Origin of the sequence: Vibrio sp. V09_P4A23P171, assembly GCF_963875615.1 — a bacterium.
In the GTDB taxonomy this organism is placed as follows: Bacteria; Pseudomonadota; Gammaproteobacteria; order Enterobacterales; family Vibrionaceae; genus Vibrio; species Vibrio anguillarum.
Genome location: NZ_CAWNMR010000055.1, coordinates 172985 through 189633 on the forward strand (window position 1 = coordinate 172985; position 16649 = coordinate 189633).

Annotated in this window: 14 protein-coding genes; 6 read left to right on the forward strand and 8 right to left on the reverse strand. The window is 46.6% G+C overall.

Translation table 11 applies throughout. The annotated features are described in order from the left end of the window. Positions 1-61: 61 nt before the first annotated feature. The 5 genes from hslU to priA all read right to left on the reverse strand — a co-directional run bounded on the left by hslU (position 62) and on the right by priA (position 6275). The gene (hslU, locus tag AACT23_RS14660) at positions 62-1393 is read right to left on the reverse strand and encodes an HslU--HslV peptidase ATPase subunit (protein WP_013855851.1); all 1332 of its coding nucleotides are present in this window, start codon (positions 1391-1393) and stop codon (positions 62-64) included. Between the two features lie 35 nt (positions 1394-1428). After that, positions 1429-1995, reverse strand: coding sequence for an ATP-dependent protease subunit HslV (gene hslV / locus AACT23_RS14665; protein WP_010317615.1), 567 nt, complete (start codon positions 1993-1995; stop codon positions 1429-1431). Positions 1996-2115: 120 nt separating this feature from the next. Then, positions 2116-2658 (reverse strand): SPOR domain-containing protein, encoded by a 543-nt coding sequence (locus tag AACT23_RS14670; RefSeq protein WP_017043196.1) that lies wholly within the window; start codon positions 2656-2658, stop codon positions 2116-2118. Between the two features lie 102 nt (positions 2659-2760). Then, entirely contained in the window at positions 2761-3768 is a 1008-nt protein-coding gene (gene cytR / locus AACT23_RS14675; RefSeq protein ID WP_017043195.1) for a DNA-binding transcriptional regulator CytR, read from the reverse strand. Between the two features lie 305 nt (positions 3769-4073). Next, complete coding sequence (gene priA / locus AACT23_RS14680; RefSeq protein WP_094127515.1) at positions 4074-6275, reverse strand: primosomal protein N'; 2202 nt, start codon at positions 6273-6275, stop codon at positions 4074-4076. 268 nt (positions 6276-6543) lie between these two features. Here priA and rpmE point away from each other — a divergent pair, with 268 nt between their 5' ends. Continuing rightward, positions 6544-6759: a 50S ribosomal protein L31 gene (rpmE, locus tag AACT23_RS14685; RefSeq protein ID WP_010318344.1), complete on the forward strand. Its 216-nt coding sequence runs from the start codon at positions 6544-6546 to the stop codon at positions 6757-6759. A 205-nt stretch (positions 6760-6964) separates the two neighbouring features. Then, entirely contained in the window at positions 6965-8242 is a 1278-nt protein-coding gene (locus AACT23_RS14690; protein ID WP_026027888.1) for a malic enzyme-like NAD(P)-binding protein, read from the forward strand. Between the two features lie 148 nt (positions 8243-8390). On the opposite strand, the gene metJ is transcribed toward AACT23_RS14690, so the two are convergent. Then, positions 8391-8717, reverse strand: a complete 327-nt coding sequence (gene metJ, locus AACT23_RS14695; protein ID WP_010318342.1) for a met regulon transcriptional regulator MetJ — start codon at positions 8715-8717, stop codon at positions 8391-8393. A gap of 393 nt (positions 8718-9110) precedes the next feature. Between metJ and AACT23_RS14700 the strand changes: the two genes are divergently transcribed. From AACT23_RS14700 to metF, 3 genes are all read left to right on the forward strand, one after another. After that, the gene (locus tag AACT23_RS14700) at positions 9111-10277 is read left to right on the forward strand and encodes an O-succinylhomoserine (thiol)-lyase (protein WP_017049224.1); all 1167 of its coding nucleotides are present in this window, start codon (positions 9111-9113) and stop codon (positions 10275-10277) included. After that, entirely contained in the window at positions 10277-12688 is a 2412-nt protein-coding gene (locus tag AACT23_RS14705; protein ID WP_081245075.1) for a bifunctional aspartate kinase/homoserine dehydrogenase II, read from the forward strand. The genes AACT23_RS14700 and AACT23_RS14705 overlap by 1 nt, the downstream gene beginning before the upstream one ends. Before the next feature lie 245 nt (positions 12689-12933). Continuing rightward, positions 12934-13824, forward strand: a complete 891-nt coding sequence (gene metF, locus AACT23_RS14710) for a methylenetetrahydrofolate reductase (protein ID WP_017043191.1) — start codon at positions 12934-12936, stop codon at positions 13822-13824. A 118-nt stretch (positions 13825-13942) separates the two neighbouring features. Here metF and zapB read toward each other — a convergent pair whose 3' ends face one another. Continuing rightward, positions 13943-14185: a cell division protein ZapB gene (gene zapB, locus AACT23_RS14715; RefSeq protein ID WP_013855843.1), complete on the reverse strand. Its 243-nt coding sequence runs from the start codon at positions 14183-14185 to the stop codon at positions 13943-13945. Positions 14186-14502: 317 nt separating this feature from the next. Between zapB and glpX the strand changes: the two genes are divergently transcribed. Then, entirely contained in the window at positions 14503-15510 is a 1008-nt protein-coding gene (gene glpX / locus AACT23_RS14720; RefSeq protein ID WP_064625978.1) for a class II fructose-bisphosphatase, read from the forward strand. 111 nt (positions 15511-15621) lie between these two features. On the opposite strand, the gene pfkA is transcribed toward glpX, so the two are convergent. After that, positions 15622-16584, reverse strand: a complete 963-nt coding sequence (pfkA, locus tag AACT23_RS14725) for a 6-phosphofructokinase (RefSeq protein WP_026027886.1) — start codon at positions 16582-16584, stop codon at positions 15622-15624. Positions 16585-16649 lie beyond the last annotated feature (65 nt).

Genomic DNA, 16649 nt, shown 5'->3' on the forward strand with positions numbered 1-16649 from the left:
CGGCAATAAAAAGCCCGTCACTTTGGACGGGCTACAAACAGTGTACTGACCATTCGACCCGCTAAAGAATAAAGCGGCTCAAATCTTCATTCTCGACTAACTCACCTAGGCGCTGCTTGACATAGGCGGCATCGATAATCATTGAGGAGCCAGGTTTTTCTGTTGCATCAAATGAGATTTCATCCATCAAACGCTCCATCACGGTATGCAGGCGACGTGCGCCGATATTTTCCGTGGTTTCATTCACTTTCCACGCGGCTTCCGCAATTTGAGTGATGCCATCTTCAGTGAATTCAATGTGCACCTCTTCCGTCTTCATCAGCGCAATATACTGCTCGGTCAGAGAGGCTTTCGGCTCAGTCAAAATACGTTTAAAGTCATGGCTCGATAATGCTTCAAGTTCGACGCGAATCGGCAAGCGGCCTTGCAACTCGGGGATTAAATCAGAGGGCTTCGCCACTTGGAATGCACCCGACGTAATAAAGAGGATATGATCAGTTTTAACCATGCCGTGCTTAGTCGAGACAGTACTGCCCTCAATCAAAGGTAGCAAATCACGTTGCACTCCTTCACGCGACACATCTGGACCTGAGCTTTCGCCGCGTTTACAGATTTTGTCAATCTCATCGATGAAGACAATGCCGTTATTTTCAACATTAAAAATAGCTTGATCTTTCAGCTCTTCCTGATTGACCAATTTTGCCGCTTCTTCCTCAGTCAAAGCTTTGAAGGCCTCTTTGATTTTGAGTTTGCGTTTTTTCTTGGTATCTCCCGCAAGGTTCTGAAACAAACCTTGCAGCTGATTGGTCATCTCTTCCATGCCCGGAGGTGCCATAATTTCAACCCCCATTTGAGGGACAGCGACATTGATTTCAATCTCTTTGTCGTCGAGCTTTCCTTCACGCAACTTTTTACGGAAGATTTGGCGAGTGTTCGAGCTCTCTTCGCCCTTTTCATTCTCTCCCCAAGCATCACGAGCTGGCGGCAATAAAGCATCTAAAATACGCTCTTCTGCTTGTTCTTGCGCGCGAAATTGCACTTTTTCCATCGCTTGCTGGTGAGTCATTTTTACCGCGACATCGGTTAAATCGCGAATAATGGTTTCCACTTCTTTACCAACATAACCCACTTCGGTAAATTTGGTCGCTTCCACTTTAATAAATGGTGCGTTGGCAAGCTTGGCGAGACGACGAGCAATTTCCGTTTTTCCCACCCCAGTTGGACCAATCATCAAAATGTTTTTCGGCGTTACTTCGGCGCGCAAGCTCTCTTCGAGCTGCATGCGACGCCAGCGGTTACGCAGCGCAATCGCCACCGAACGTTTGGCTTTATCTTGACCAATAATATGGCGATTTAATTCGTGAACAATTTCACGTGGAGTCATTTCAGACATCAGATTTTCCTTAATTCTTTACCCTAACACTGTCTTTATTTTTCGGTGGTCACTGTTTGTTGCAGTAGCAATTCCGCCGGTATTTCTAGTTCTTCGATAGTGTGGAAATGGTTGGTAAACACGCAAATGTCGCCCGCAATTTTTAGTGCTTTTTCAGCGATTTCACGTGCATCTAAATCGGTATTTTCTAATAATGCGGTCGCCGCAGCTTGGGCAAAATTACCACCCGAACCGATAGCAATCAGGTCGTTTTCTGGTTGAACGACGTCACCATTGCCCGTAATAATGAGCGATGCCGTTTCATCAGCCACCGCTAAAATCGCTTCTAGCTTACGCAGTGCTCGGTCACTACGCCAATCTTTTGCCAGCTCAACCGCGGCCTTAGTAAGATGACCTTGATGCATTTGCAGCTTACTTTCAAAGCGCTCAAACAAGGTAAACGCATCGGCTGTGCCACCTGCAAACCCTGCCAAGACTTGATTATTGTACAGACGGCGAACCTTGCGCGCGTTGCCTTTCATTACTGTATTACCGAGCGATACTTGTCCGTCACCGGCGATGACAACTTTATTATTACGACGTACAGAGACGATGGTAGTCACGACAGGACCTCTTATTTGTTTTCACGATGGAGTTAGCAAATATATGAGGATGGTTGGGGAAGATTTCAAGTCACAAAAAACACTCACCGCGAATCGATTGGATGCGGTGAGTGATCGCTCTTATTGTGGTTCAGTCCAAATGGCGCACGGCTCAATTTTAGCGCGTTGTAATTTATGCTCGTCACGCTGCGCATCACGCTTATATTTGTATGGCCCTAATACCACGCGATACCAACTGCTGCCTTCCGTTTTTCGGATTTCACTTTTTAAACCCTGAAACGCGATATCAAGTTTACGGCTTTCAGCCTGTGCCGAAGTTTTGTACGCCCCACACTGCATGATATAAGGGATTTCAGACACTTTTTGTTCTTTGGCTACTACTTCTACTTCACGTTTCGGCAAGCTATCCACGTAATCCCATTTTTCCTCTGGGGGCGGTGGGATCACTTTCTCTGGCTTAGGTTTTGCAACTGGTTTTGTAGGAACCACAACCGCTTGAGGCGGCTCAGGATCACGGCTGAGTAAGAACAGCCCATAACCAAAACCGGAAACGAGCAACAGTGCCAATAAGCCACTACGCCAAGGTTTACGACGTGGAGTTGTTTTTTTCGGGGTCGGCTTTTTCGGACTACGACCGCGCCTTACATAATCTTTATTAGCCACAGAGAATTCAAAAGTTGATGGTTTGTACCAATGTTAATGCAGTTTCCAACGACTTAATAGTGTTGAAAGAGTTGCAGCGCATCAAAAGTGCGCTGCATGTGGTTAGCTCAAGCGAGGAGGTGCTGCGCTTTCTCGAATCACTAACTTGGTTTCTAATAGTCGAGAACCTGCGCCAACCTCTTGACCGCGAAGAAGATCGAGCATCATGAGCATCGCTTGACGCCCTATCTCATAGCGCGGCTGTGAGATGGTCGTTAACGGTGGATCGCAGTAGAGCGCAAATTGAATATCATCAAATCCCACCACTGAAATATCTTGTGGAACGCGCAAACCCAATTTTTTGGCTTCTTTAATGACACCGATCGCCATACTGTCATTATGACTAAAAATGGCTGTGGGTGGCTCAGATAACGCCAATAATTGGCGCAGTGCTTTAGCCCCAGCTTCAAAAGTAAAATCACCATAAGTGCAATAATTAGGGTTCATGGTAATTCCTGCGCGGCGTAAAGCTTGTTGATAACCTTGATGGCGGAACTTACACAGCGTGGCCTCTGCTGGCCCCGATATTTGCGCGATGCGTTTGTGCCCGAGCTGCGTCAAATAGTTCACCGCTTCAAACGCTGAAGTAAGGTTATCAATATGTACCGTCGGCAACTCAAGTTCTGGCGCAAATTCACATGCCATGACCATAGGTGGCAGGTTTTTTTGCTCCGGCTTACTAACATCAAACGGCAAATCCGTTCCCAGCAACAACATGCCATCGGCCTGCTTAGTAAATACGAGGTTAACTAACGAACTTTCTCGCTTTTTCTGCTGACCACTATCACCCAACAGTACTAAATAACCATGTTCCATCGCCGCATCTTCGATACCACGAATGATCTCTGTGAAGTAAGGGTCACAAATATCAGGCACGATAGCGACAATAGTTTTAGATTCATTACGACGTAAGTTGCGAGCGAGAGAATTTGGTGAGTAACCAGCTTCCAAAACAGCATCTTCGACACGCTTTCGCGTTGAAGATGATACTTTTTCAGGGTTCATCAACGCCCTAGATACTGTGGCGGTTGATACACCTGCAAGCTGGGCAACATCCTTCATTGTCGCCATAGAAATTAACCTCTTTAAAAGTTGTTACTGGGCTGAAATCACCCGTTGTTATGTTTATAAAATCCGGTTGTAAAATCTGGTTATCCATTTTGAACGCTGAGCTGTTATTCACAGCGGATATATGAGTGATAGTCTATTCATTTCCACCCAGAAAGTTACGGTCAGATTAACAAATTTTACATAATAAGCGTGAAGCCACTCACATTAGAGAGGATTAAATAGGCTGACAAAAATAACAGTAACCGTTTTAGCATTCGATTGCTTCAATATGTTACATCTCATTTCATCGAAAACGCTACTGAGGTTTAACTGAGATCTTGCGGTTCAATATCTAACGACCAGCGAATTTTCTTGGCTAATGGTAACAGTCCAATCGCAGGCTTAGCACTCATCAATAGTTTTTGCATTTTGGAGCGATGTTGAGTTTGCAGTAATAACTGCCAGCGATATTTGCCCGCTCTTTTCGCCAATGGTGCTGGGGTTGGCCCTAATACTAAGCACGAATCATCAAATAACGGATGCGCTTCTAACGTATGCCTAATTTGGCGTAAAAACTCTTCCACCATCGAAGCTTGATTGGATTCCGCTTTAAACAGAGTGAGATAGGTGTAAGGCGGCAACATCGCTATTTTCCGCTCTTCTAACGCGGTTTCTGCAAAATGACGATAATCCTTTTGCAACAATGCTTGCAGCAAACTGTGTTCCGGGTGATGCGTTTGTAAAATCACTTCGCCGGGTTTACTCGCGCGCCCTGCTCGACCTGCCACTTGAGTAAATAGCTGCGCCAAGCGTTCGGCGGCGCGAAAATCACTGCTGTATAGCGAACCATCCACATCCAATAACGCTACTAAAGTCACATCGGGAAAATGGTGCCCTTTAGCGAGCATCTGCGTGCCAATTAAAATCTGATACTCACCTTGGCGAATCGATGATAACGCACTTTCTAAACTGCCTTTACGACGCGTACTATCGCGATCAATACGCACCGTTTTATATTCGGGGAAAAGCTGCGCCAGTTGCGCTTCAAGTTGCTCGGTACCTACCCCAACCGTAACCAACTGAGTGGAACCACAACCTTGACACTGATGAACCACCGGACGTTGCGAGCCACAATGGTGACAACGCATGTCACTGCTATATTGGTGAAAGGTATAGTACGCATCGCAACGTTTACACTCGGCAATCCAACCGCATTCATGGCACATCAGCGCGGGCGAGAAGCCGCGCCGATTGAGAAACAGCATCACTTGGTTACCTGCGCTGAGGTGTTTTCTCATCTCAGCAATCAGCGGCGCTGATAAACCACTCTCTAAAAACAGGCCTTTCACATCCAACACCTTGTTTTTAGTGGGAACCGCTACGCCCGCACGCTGAGTTAAGCTTAAGTGATGATATTTGCCGCTCAATGCATTATGCAACGTTTCTAATGCTGGAGTGGCAGAACCAAGCACAATCGGGATCTGCTCAAGGTTTGCACGCATTACCGCAACATCTCTTGCATGGTAGCGTAGGCTATCTTGCTGTTTATACGAAGCGTCGTGCTCTTCATCAACAATGATGATACCTAGGTCTGCAAAAGGCGTTAGCAGCGCTGAGCGAGTACCAATGATAATGCCCGCAATATTATCACGCGCCGCTAACCACGCGTTGAGGCGCTCGGTTTCATTGAGCCCCGAGTGGACCACGGCAACTGGCACATTAAATCGCTTACGAAAGCGGTTAATGGTTTGTGGTGTTAGACCAATCTCAGGCACCAGTACCAATGCCTGACGTCCTTTTTCTAAAACGGGCTTGATTAAGTTTAGATAAACTTCGGTTTTCCCTGAACCGGTGACCCCTTCAAGTAAATAGCATGCGAAATGGTGATGGCTATTAATTGAAGCAATCGCGATCGCTTGTTCTTGGTTGAGCTTGGGCTTTTCCACATCCGCTTCAACATTTTGCGGCCAAGCCGTCAGTGTCGGCCGTTTTTCCAGTGATTCTATCCAGCCTTTCTCTTGTAAGGTTTTGAGTACGCTGCTACCTACCTCTTCATCAATAAACAGTTGATGGGGCACAGCGCCAGACTCAAGCATCACCATCACTTTGGCTTGCTTTACCGCTCGCCCAAATCCTTGCATGAGTTGATCGCGCCCACTGGGCGTCAGTTGCCACTCCACTAAGGTCGAAAAATCGGCCGCTTTCCCTTTGCGTAATGCGCCAGGCAAGGCATTAAATAACGTGTCGCCTAATGGGTATTGATAAAACTGGCTACACCACAACAGCAATTGATAGAGTTTCTCTGGCCAGACTGGCTGGCTATCGAGCACCGCTTTTAGCGGCTTTAATTGATCGACTGAAAACTCAGACTCACTGACTATAGCGGTGACGATACCCACCAGAGTTTGCCGACCAAATGGCACCGACACTCGTCCACCAACAATCGGAAACAGATGACTTGGGATCTGATAATCAAACTGCTTATCCAATGGGACAGGTAAGGCAACGCGTGCAATGGTGGGGCGCATAATCGACCGTTCGTTCTACAAAAAATGTGAAAAGACAGTCTACTGGATGCGTCACCGAAATTCGAGCTTCGTCATTGGACAAAAATGTGGCGAAAATAGCGGCGAAATGGCTTGATCCACTGAAGAGGATTCATTAATATATCGCGCCTTGATGATATGGCTTCTTGCTTGATGTTAAGCAGTCAGCGGTATCAACATTTTTTTATTAACTACGTGTGGTGTCCGGCATAGATTCGGATAGCGACGCGGCCCAATTTGAGGTTATCCCATGAAAGCTGGTATCCATCCAGAGTACAAAGCAGTTAGCGCGACTTGTTCTTGCGGCAACTCTTTCGAGTTCAGCTCAACGCTAGGCAAAGATTCTATCCACCTAGACGTGTGTGACAAATGTCACCCATTCTACACTGGTAAGCAACGTATCGTTGATACTGGCGGCCGTGTAGATCGCTTCAACAAGCGTTTCGGTGCTCTTTCTAGCAAATAATTTCTTTTTTGCTAGAAAATTAAAAAAGGATGCTTCGGCATCCTTTTTTGTTGGCATTTTTTGTATAGTTGTCAGTACGCACTGGTCTTATCTGCGACATTTTCTCCATTTTTTGATGAAGCACGTCAGGTTCCCGCCTAGGAAGTTTGAGCGACATCCATTAGAATTATGGACCTTTTCCAATCCAACACGAGCACTTATACCTATGTCTGATGACACTCACCAAGAATTAACGGCAGAAGAACAATTTCGCCAACGCGCACTCGATTACCATGCTTACCCAACCGCAGGTAAAATTGCCATTTCACTAACTAAGCCTGCCGACTCGGCTGAAGACCTTGCTTTAGCTTACAGCCCGGGCGTCGCTGAACCGGTTCGTGAAATCGCACAGAACATCGACAACGTTTATAAATACACTGCGAAAGGCAACACCGTCGCTGTGATCTCAAACGGCACGGCTATTCTTGGTTTAGGTAACTTAGGTCCGATGGCTTCCAAGCCCGTCATGGAAGGAAAAGCGCTACTGTTTAAACGCTTTGCTGGGCTTGATTCAATTGATATTGAAGTAAAACACCGCACAATCGATGAATTTGTCGATACGGTTGCCAACATCGCCGACACCTTTGGCGGCATCAACTTAGAAGATATCAAAGCACCAGATTGCTTTGAGATTGAACGCCGTTTGATCGAACGCTGTAATGTGCCTGTTTTCCATGACGATCAACACGGCACTGCGATTGTTACTGCCGCTGGCATGCTCAATGCGATTGAACTGCAAGGCAAGAAACTCAACGAATGCACTATCGTCTGTCTTGGCGCTGGCGCAGCAGCCACCGCTTGCATGGAACTATTGATTAAGTGCGGCGCAATGCGTGAAAAAATCTACATGCTTGATCGCAAAGGTGTGATTCATACTCGTCGCGATGACATCAATGAATATAAGCAGTTGTTTGCTAATAACACCGACAAACGCACACTGGAAGATGTGATTGAAGGCGCTGACTTATTCCTAGGTGTGTCAGGCCCCAACCTGCTGCCTGCCGAAGCGCTAAAATTAATGGCCGATAAACCGATCGTATTTGCTTGCTCAAACCCGGATCCAGAAATTAAACCGGAACTCGCACGCGCGGTACGTGACGATTTAATTCTCGGCACAGGCCGTAGCGATTATCCAAACCAAGTCAACAATGTGTTGTGCTTCCCATTTATTTTCCGTGGCGCTTTGGATGTCCGTGCTAGTGAAATTAATGACCAAATGAAGCTAGCCGCAGTTGAGGCAATACGTGAACTGGCTAAAGAAGAAGTGCCGGCTGAAGTGTTGAAAGCTGCAGGCGTAAAAGCGTTAAGTTTCGGCCCTGAATACATCATTCCAAAACCGATGGACCCACGCCTACTGCCTCGTGTTGCTAAAGCGGTTGCTCAAGCAGCGGTTGACTCTGGCGTCGCTCGAATCGAGATGCCTGTCAATTACATGCAAGAATAATCACAAGCTTGAGCGGCTAAATGCCTTGCTCGAAAAAAAACCGCTGACTTTCAGCGGTTTTTTTATATTCTGAGACACAGAGCCAAAGTCACAATGGCAACTTACCCAGTATCCTCTCGATTTTATCTCGTTGTACCGCAATTACGCGCTACACTTCTTCATCATCATACGCTTCAAATTCAATGCCCATAGCGGTCATTAATGCTTTTGCTTCCGTCGGAATATCGTCTGGACGATCTTTTCTCAAATCTTCGTCGGTCGGTAAAGGTTGACCGGTATAAGCATGCAAGAAGGCTTCACACAGCAGCTCACTGTTCGTTGCGTGGCGTAAGTTATTGATTTGACGGCGAGTGCGCTCATCAGTTAATACTTTCAACACTTTCAATGGGATTGAAACGGTGATTTTTTTGACTTGCTCACTCTTCTTCCCATGTTCAGCATATGGGCTAATGTATTCCCCATTCCAGTCTGCCATTGCGCACCTTCGTTATCGTAATTGGTCGTTAAAAATTTGAAAGTTGGATTTTAGCGGGATTTACCGCCACAAGCAAAGACATATAGACGTCTAGATATATTGACGTCTTCTTTTGAGTTCAGTAAAGTGTGCCATTATCGACAAAGAGATACCCGAAATACTTGAAATTTCAGCAGAGCGGCAAGTCAAGGCAACCAGACTATGTGATTGAAGTAGGTGAATCTAGCCAACATCGCAGCAACTTCAAGTTAGAAAGGGGATAGCAATCTCACGCACTATCGGATATAGCTAATACTCGAGACAATGGACGTTGCCCTTTCGTTGTCCCCAGATAAAGCAGGAACCCCTCAATAAAAGTCAGTTTATTGAGTTTAATTAAGTAAGGAAACCGTCATGACCACTCGCAAGCCAGCCACCATCGCCGTTAGAACCGGTATTGAATCCGACTCTCAATATCATGCTGTTGTGCCTCCAATTTATCTTTCGACAAATTATAGCTTTCCTGCGTTTGGTGAAGTGCCTAAATACGATTACACACGCTCTGGCAACCCGAATCGCGGTCTGCTCGAAAAAGCGTTGTTTGAACTAGAATCGGGTCAAGGCGCGGTGGTGACTAACTGTGGCACTTCGGCGCTGAATCTATGGGTTTCCGCCTTTTTAAGTCCTGACGATCTGATTGTGGCCCCGCATGACTGTTACGGTGGCACATATCGCCTGTTTAATACACGCGCCAAAAAAGGCGATTTTAAGACACTCTTTATTGATCAATCCGATCCAAACGCTTTGCAGGCTGCTTTGGCGAAAAAACCCAAATTGGTACTCATTGAAACCCCATCCAACCCATTAGTTCGCGTGGTAGATATTGCTGATATTTGCCAACAAGCACACGCCGTCGGTGCATTAGTGGCGGTTGACAACACCTTCTTAACGCCAGTCTTCCAAAAACCATTAGAGTTGGGCGCAGATTTTGTCATCCACTCCACCACCAAATTCATCAACGGCCACTCCGATGTGATTGGCGGAGTTGTTATCACCAAAACAGAGCAGCACGCTGAAGAGCTAGCATGGTGGGGCAACTGCCTTGGCTCAACGGGAACCCCTTTTGATAGCTATATGACGCTGCGTGGCATTCGTACCTTAGGCGCAAGAATGCGCGTCCATGAGGAAAGCTCACGTGCCATTTTGGACTATCTGCAAAGCGAAGCCTTAGTAAAGGTCATTTATCACCCGAGTTTGCCAGAGCATCCTGGCCATGAGATAGCGAAAAAGCAGCAATCTGGCTTTGGATCTATGCTAAGTTTTGAGTTTGCGGGCAGCTTTGAACAGCTCAAATATTTTGTCTCTCAGTTAACATTATTCTCACTGGCAGAATCATTAGGAGGCGTGGAGAGCTTAATCTGCCACCCCGCTTCGATGACTCACCGAGCGATGGGCGAAGAAGCGTTGGCCGAAGCCGGTGTTTCACAGCAGCTATTACGCCTATCGGTCGGCTTAGAAGATGCCCAAGATTTGATTGACGATCTCGCTCAAGCCTTTGCTAAAGCGAAGGAGGCCTATTAATGACTGCCCTACGTCAATTGCACAAGTTTGGCGGTAGCAGCCTTGCCGATCCTGAATGCTACAAACGGGTCGTTAATATCTTAAAAGAGTATTCTCAAGCTGATGATTTGGTGGTGGTTTCTGCCGCAGGAAAAACCACCAATCGTTTAATCGAATTTCTCGACGCTCTCAATAAAGATGGCCGAGTAGCTCATGAGAACTTGCAATCGGTCCGTCAGTACCAAATCGATTTAATCAACGCGCTGCTCGATGAAGATGCAGCGCAACCACTCATCACTTTACTCACCAACGAAATTCGCACCTTGGGTCAGCTTTGCGCGCCCCTATCGCCAGCTCAACAAGCGGCGGTACTTGGCCATGGTGAAGTGTGGTCATCACGCTTATTGGCGGCGTTACTCAATCAACATAATCTTGCGGCTGTGGCACAAGACGCCCGCGAATTTCTTCGCGCGCAAGCAGGCACACAACCGGAAGTGGATCGCGCTCGCTCCTACCCTTTGCTGAAAGAAATTTTGGCACAACACGCGCATCACCGAGTGATCATCACAGGCTTTATGGCTCGCAGTGAACAAGGTGATACTGTGCTACTTGGGCGCAATGGCTCTGATTACTCCGCCACTATGATCGGCGCACTTGCGGAAGTAAACCGGGTAACGATTTGGAGTGATGTGGCCGGTGTTTATAGCGCCGACCCGCGCATTGTCAGTGATGCCTGTTTACTGCCGCTACTGCGTTTGGACGAAACCAACGAGTTAGCACGCCTTGCCGCCCCAGTATTGCACAGCCGAACTTTGCAGCCCGTGGCGCAAAGCACCATGGATTTGCACTTGCGCTGCAGTTATCAACCCGAAGCAGGATCGACTCGTATTGAGCGTGTATTGGCATCGGGACGCGGTGCCAAAATCATTACTTCACTTGATGATGTGCTGTTGATTGAGCTTAATTTTGCTCACGGGCATGACTTCCAGCGCCTACAAAATGATGTACTACGCAGCTTGCGTCGTGCTCAACTCGAACCGCTAGCTTTCGATACTCAAGCCGATCAACACCAACTGCGTCTTGCCTATACTGCTGAGATTTCAGGCGGAGCCCTAGCCCATCTGCAAGATGCCGCTTTTGAAGCAGAAATTAAACTCAAAGAAGGCTTTTCATTAGTGGGTGCTGTGGGTGCGGGAGTGACGAAAAACCCCAATCACTGCTACGGCTTTTATCAACAGCTACGTTCATCACCGATCGAGTTTATCTGTGAAGCCGAATCTGGGCTGAGTTTAGTTGCGGTACTGCGTAAAACGCCGATCACCCCCTTAGTGGTGGGTATGCACAACCAACTATTTCAGGCGCAAAAACGGGTCGCACTGGCACTGTGTGGCAAAGGCAACATTGGTTCGAGTTGGTTAAAACTCTTTGCTGAACAAAAATCAGAGTTAGAAAAACGCCATGGCATGAACTTCGAGTTGGTCGCGGTGGTCGATAGCCAAACCTATTGGTTTGATGAGCAAGGGATTGATGCAGCATCGGTTTTAAAGCATTTTGACGATGAAGCGATTGCCAGTGAAGGAATGGCTTGGCTCCAACGATTAAGCAATATTCAAGGATATGACGAAGCGGTTGTGCTCGATGTAACCGCAAGCAAAGAACTGGCTGATCACTACCTCAACATTGCTGAAAATGGGGTGCACCTCATCTCAGCGAATAAAGTCGCGGGCTCTTCCTCTAGCGTCGATTACCACCAAATAAAAGAAGCGTTCGCGAAAATTAGCCGCCATTGGCTCTACAACGCGACGGTTGGCGCAGGCTTACCCATTAACCACACGGTACGTGATTTACGTGAAAGCGGTGATGAAATCGTCGCCCTCTCTGGTATTTTCTCTGGCACTTTATCTTGGTTATTTCAGCAATTCGACGGCTCAATACCGTTTAGCGAACTGGTCGATTTAGCATGGCAACAAGGACTTACCGAGCCTGATCCGCGCAGCGATCTGGATGGTTCAGACGTAATGCGCAAACTGGTGATCCTAGCCCGTGAAGCGGGATTACATATCGAACCGGAAAATGTCAAAGTTGAATCACTGGTTCCTGATGAGCTCAAGCACCTCTCACTGGATGACTTTTTAGACAAAGGCCAACTGCTGAGTGAAAAATTAGCAGAGAGACTAACCAAAGCACAACGTGAAGATAAAGTGCTACGCTATGTCGCAAGGCTTGAGAAAAATGGCAAAGCAACGGTGGGGGTTGAAGCTTTAGAGCGTGAACACGCTTTGGCTAACCTTTTACCTTGTGACAACATTTTTGCTATCGAGAGTAAATGGTATCGCGATAACCCGTTAGTGATTCGTGGCCCGGGCGCTGGTAGAGAAGTGACAGCAGGAGCTATCCAATCGGACCTCAACTTGCTGTCAAGCTTGCTGTAACACTCCAGCTTATTCCAGATTAAGGGGCCACTAGGCTCCTTAATTTAACTGCGAAAGGATGATATTAGGTCATGCATACCGAGGTTGAGCATGACTTGAAGGTCACTCACAATCAACATGAATAATATTCATAATTACAGTGTTGACATTAAATGCTATTCAATACATTCTGTGGACATATAGACGTCTAAACGTCAACTTAAGGAATGATAGATTGGCGGAAGAACGCCACAGGGAGAAATAAAATGGGATACACGCACGCCGGTCATATTGATGCACTCAACCAGAACGTGGCTGAGCTATCAGATAATATCAATGTCTCATTTGAGTTTTTTCCACCCAGCTCAGCGCAAATGGAAGAGACATTGTGGAATTCCGTTCACCGTTTAAAAACCCTACAACCTAAATTTGTTTCTGTGACTTACGGAGCAAACTCTGGCGAGCGCGACCGCACCCATTCGATCATTAAAGAGATTAAAGATCAAACTGGCCTTATTGCAGCACCGCACCTCACTTGCATTGATGCCTCTCGCGATGAGCTGATTCAGATTGCCGATGACTACTGGCACAACGGCATCCAGAACATAGTTGCGCTGCGTGGCGATATTCCCGCTGGTGGCGGCAAACCAGAAATGTATGCTTCCGACTTAGTTACTCTACTCAAATCTCGCCATGATTTTGATATTTCTGTCGCGGCATTTCCAGAAGTCCACCCTGAAGCGAAAAGCGCGCAATCCGATCTGGTCAATCTAAAACGCAAAATTGATGCAGGTGCAAACCGCGCAATTACTCAATTCTTTTTTGATGTTGAAAGCTACTTACGATTTCGCGACCGCTGCGTAGCCGCTGGTATTGATGCTGAAATTGTACCGGGCATTCTACCGGTATCAAACTTTAAACAAGCTTCTCGCTTTGCCGCGCAAAACAACGTTAAAGTCCCCGGATGGATGGCGAAACAATTTAATGGATTAGATGATGACCCAACCACACGCCAGCTCGTGGGTGCAAGCCAAGCAATTGACATGGTTCGCATTTTAAGCCGTGAAGGTGTCAAAGACTTCCATTTCTATACGCTCAATCGCGCTGAAATGACCTACGCATTGTGCCATACGTTGGGCGTAAGACCGAAAGCATAAACTTTCTCTACACTCATAACGCTATTATTGGTAAATGTTGCTCGTGATAAAACGCGATGATTGATTAAAAGTAACGCCGACTTGATGTCGGCGTTGTGGTATCACTTAAGCGAGCAGATTATTCCACGTCGTCCATTTTACCAAGTAAGCTACGAATACGATCTTGCCATGCACTCTGCTCTTGCTCCATTTGTTGCGCTTTTTGCTCAAGCTCTTCACGCGCTACTTTTAGCTCATTCGCTTCATTCACGAGCTGCTGTTTCTCTTCTTTAAGCTCTTCCACTTCCATTTGTAGAAGTGCGATGGTGTCAACTGCGGTTTGAATTTTTGCTTCTAGTAGTTCTAATACTTCAAAAGACATGGTGCATACCCTTAGTTATTCGGTTGAGGTGAACAAAATTTCACTTATTGGTTCATTCTACTCAGCACAGCGCTCAGAAACACTCACTATATGCAAATTTTCTCGCTATTTGGCTAAAAAATCGGCTCAACTTAACCGTCAACTCACTTAAGCGCCAAACCTAGGCCGAAAAACACTTTATCTAGCCATAGATTTGCTCAATTTGAGGCTTAGCTTTGATCAAGTGCAATCCTTGTGAACTAAAAAAGCAAACGTTTACTATTTGATATGCTAAAATTCCCGCCGAAATTTCCTATTCCCTTTTCTTTGGAGCTAGCATGAAACGCGATTTAGCAATGGCATTCTCTCGAGTCACTGAAGGTGCCGCACTGGCAGGTTACAAATGGCTTGGCCGAGGCGATAAAAATGCGGCCGATGGCGCAGCGGTAGAAGTCATGCGCAACCTACTCAATAAAACTGACATCCAAGGTGAAATTGTAATCGGTGAAGGCGAAATTGACGATGCTCCAATGCTCTACATTGGCGAGCTTGTTGGCCTTGGTGGCGATGCGGTTGATATCGCAGTGGATCCTATTGAAGGTACGCGCATGACGGCAATGGGCCAGTCAAACGCATTGGCTGTTTTGGCGGCTGGCGAAAAAGGCAGCTTCCTTAAAGCACCTGATATGTACATGGAAAAATTGGTGGTTGGCCCCGGCGCTAAAGGATGCATTGACCTCAATAAGCCTTTAAAAGAGAATTTAGAAAATATCGCCGCCGCGCTGAATAAACCATTAGACACTCTAGTGGTGATCACCTTAGCGAAACCTCGCCATGATGCCACCATAGCGCAGATGCAAGAGATGGGTGTTCGCGTGTTTGCTGTGCCAGATGGCGATGTCGCCGCCTCGATCCTAACTTGCATGCCTGATAGTGAAGTCGACGTGATGTACTGCATAGGCGGTGCACCTGAAGGAGTGGTTTCAGCCGCGGTCATCCGAGCTCTAGATGGTGACATGCATGGCCGTCTACTACCACGTCATGAAGTCAAAGGCGATACGGAAGAAAACCGCATTTACGGTGCAAAAGAGTTAGCTCGCTGCGCGGAAATGGGTGTCGAAGCTGGCATAGTGTTGAAAATGGAAGAGATGGCCCGCAGTGATAACGTCATTTTCTCAGCTACTGGTATCACCAAAGGGGATCTGCTGGAAGGTATTACCCGCAAAGGCAACATCGCCACCACAGAAACGCTATTAATTCGTGGCCGCTGTCGTACCATTCGCCGTATTAAATCAATTCACTACTTAGAGCGTAAAGACCCAGAAGTGCGCGCGATCATTTTGTAATCCGCCAGTGCTTTGCTCTGTTTTATTTTAAAGACAAAGCATAGAGAGACAAAAAAGACCGCAATGCGGTCTTTTTTACTTAATCACTTTATACCGAGATGGAAGAAGTGATTAGAATAACTCTTCAGCCACTTTATACAAATCAGTGCGAACTGGACGCTTCATATTTTCAATTGCGTCGATAATATCGTGGTGAACCAACTGCTCTTTCTGAATACCAACACAACGACCACCGTGGCCATCAAGCAGTAAATGTACCGCAAAATTACCCATGCGTGACGCAAGAACACGGTCAAACGCCGTCGGGCGACCACCGCGTTGAATATGACCCAGAACGGTAGCGCGAGTTTCACGTCCCGTTGCTTTTTCAATTTCTTTCGCCAGTTGGTTAGCATCCATCATCAACTCAGTCAGTGCAATAATGGCGTGTTTCTTACCTTTTTTAATACCGTCTTGAACATTTGCAATCAGTTGCTCCATATTCAGGCCAGTTTCAGGGGTGATGATGTATTCACAACCGCCTGCAATCGCCGACATCAGAGTCAAATCACCGCAATGACGACCCATAATTTCAACAATAGAAATACGTTGATGAGAAGAGGAAGTATCACGTAAACGGTCAATCGCATCAATAACCGTATTCAATGCCGTTAAGTAGCCAATGGTGTAATCGGTACCAGCAATGTCGTTATCAATCGTGCCTGGTAAACCAACGCATGGAAAACCCATTTCGGTCAGCTTTTTCGCACCCATGTAAGAACCGTCACCGCCGATGACAACTAAAGCATCAATACCATGCTTTCTTAGGTTCTCGATCGCTTTTTCACGTACTGCGACTTCACGAAATTCAGGGAAACGCGCAGAACCTAGGAAAGTACCACCTTTATTGATAACGTCAGAAACGCTTGAACGATCCAATTTTTTAATGCGATCTTCATAAAGACCAAGGTAGCCATCGTAAATACCAAATACTTCCAAATCAGCACCGAGTGCCGTACGAACAACACCACGGATTGCTGCGTTCATGCCAGGTGCGTCACCGCCACTAGTCAAAACACCGATCTTCTTAATCATGCTCACCCTCGATTTTTTGGGAACTTAATACTAATTTTTTACGCTGTCCGTTAGCGATAAAACCG

What these genes read in the sequence shown, in the direction of transcription:
- hslU (WP_013855851.1), bottom strand. Translation starts at nt 1,393, where the DNA reads ATGTCTGAAATGACTCCACGTGAAATTGTTCACGAATTAAATCGCCAT.
- cytR (WP_017043195.1), bottom strand. Translation starts at nt 3,768, where the DNA reads ATGGCGACAATGAAGGATGTTGCCCAGCTTGCAGGTGTATCAACCGCC.
- priA (WP_094127515.1), bottom strand. Translation starts at nt 6,275, where the DNA reads ATGCGCCCCACCATTGCACGCGTTGCCTTACCTGTCCCATTGGATAAG.
- rpmE (WP_010318344.1), top strand. Translation starts at nt 6,544, where the DNA reads ATGAAAGCTGGTATCCATCCAGAGTACAAAGCAGTTAGCGCGACTTGT.
- AACT23_RS14690 (WP_026027888.1), top strand. Translation starts at nt 6,965, where the DNA reads ATGTCTGATGACACTCACCAAGAATTAACGGCAGAAGAACAATTTCGC.
- metJ (WP_010318342.1), bottom strand. Translation starts at nt 8,717, where the DNA reads ATGGCAGACTGGAATGGGGAATACATTAGCCCATATGCTGAACATGGG.
- AACT23_RS14700 (WP_017049224.1), top strand. Translation starts at nt 9,111, where the DNA reads ATGACCACTCGCAAGCCAGCCACCATCGCCGTTAGAACCGGTATTGAA.
- AACT23_RS14705 (WP_081245075.1), top strand. Translation starts at nt 10,277, where the DNA reads ATGACTGCCCTACGTCAATTGCACAAGTTTGGCGGTAGCAGCCTTGCC.
- metF (WP_017043191.1), top strand. Translation starts at nt 12,934, where the DNA reads ATGGGATACACGCACGCCGGTCATATTGATGCACTCAACCAGAACGTG.
- zapB (WP_013855843.1), bottom strand. Translation starts at nt 14,185, where the DNA reads ATGTCTTTTGAAGTATTAGAACTACTAGAAGCAAAAATTCAAACCGCA.
- glpX (WP_064625978.1), top strand. Translation starts at nt 14,503, where the DNA reads ATGAAACGCGATTTAGCAATGGCATTCTCTCGAGTCACTGAAGGTGCC.
- pfkA (WP_026027886.1), bottom strand. Translation starts at nt 16,584, where the DNA reads ATGATTAAGAAGATCGGTGTTTTGACTAGTGGCGGTGACGCACCTGGC.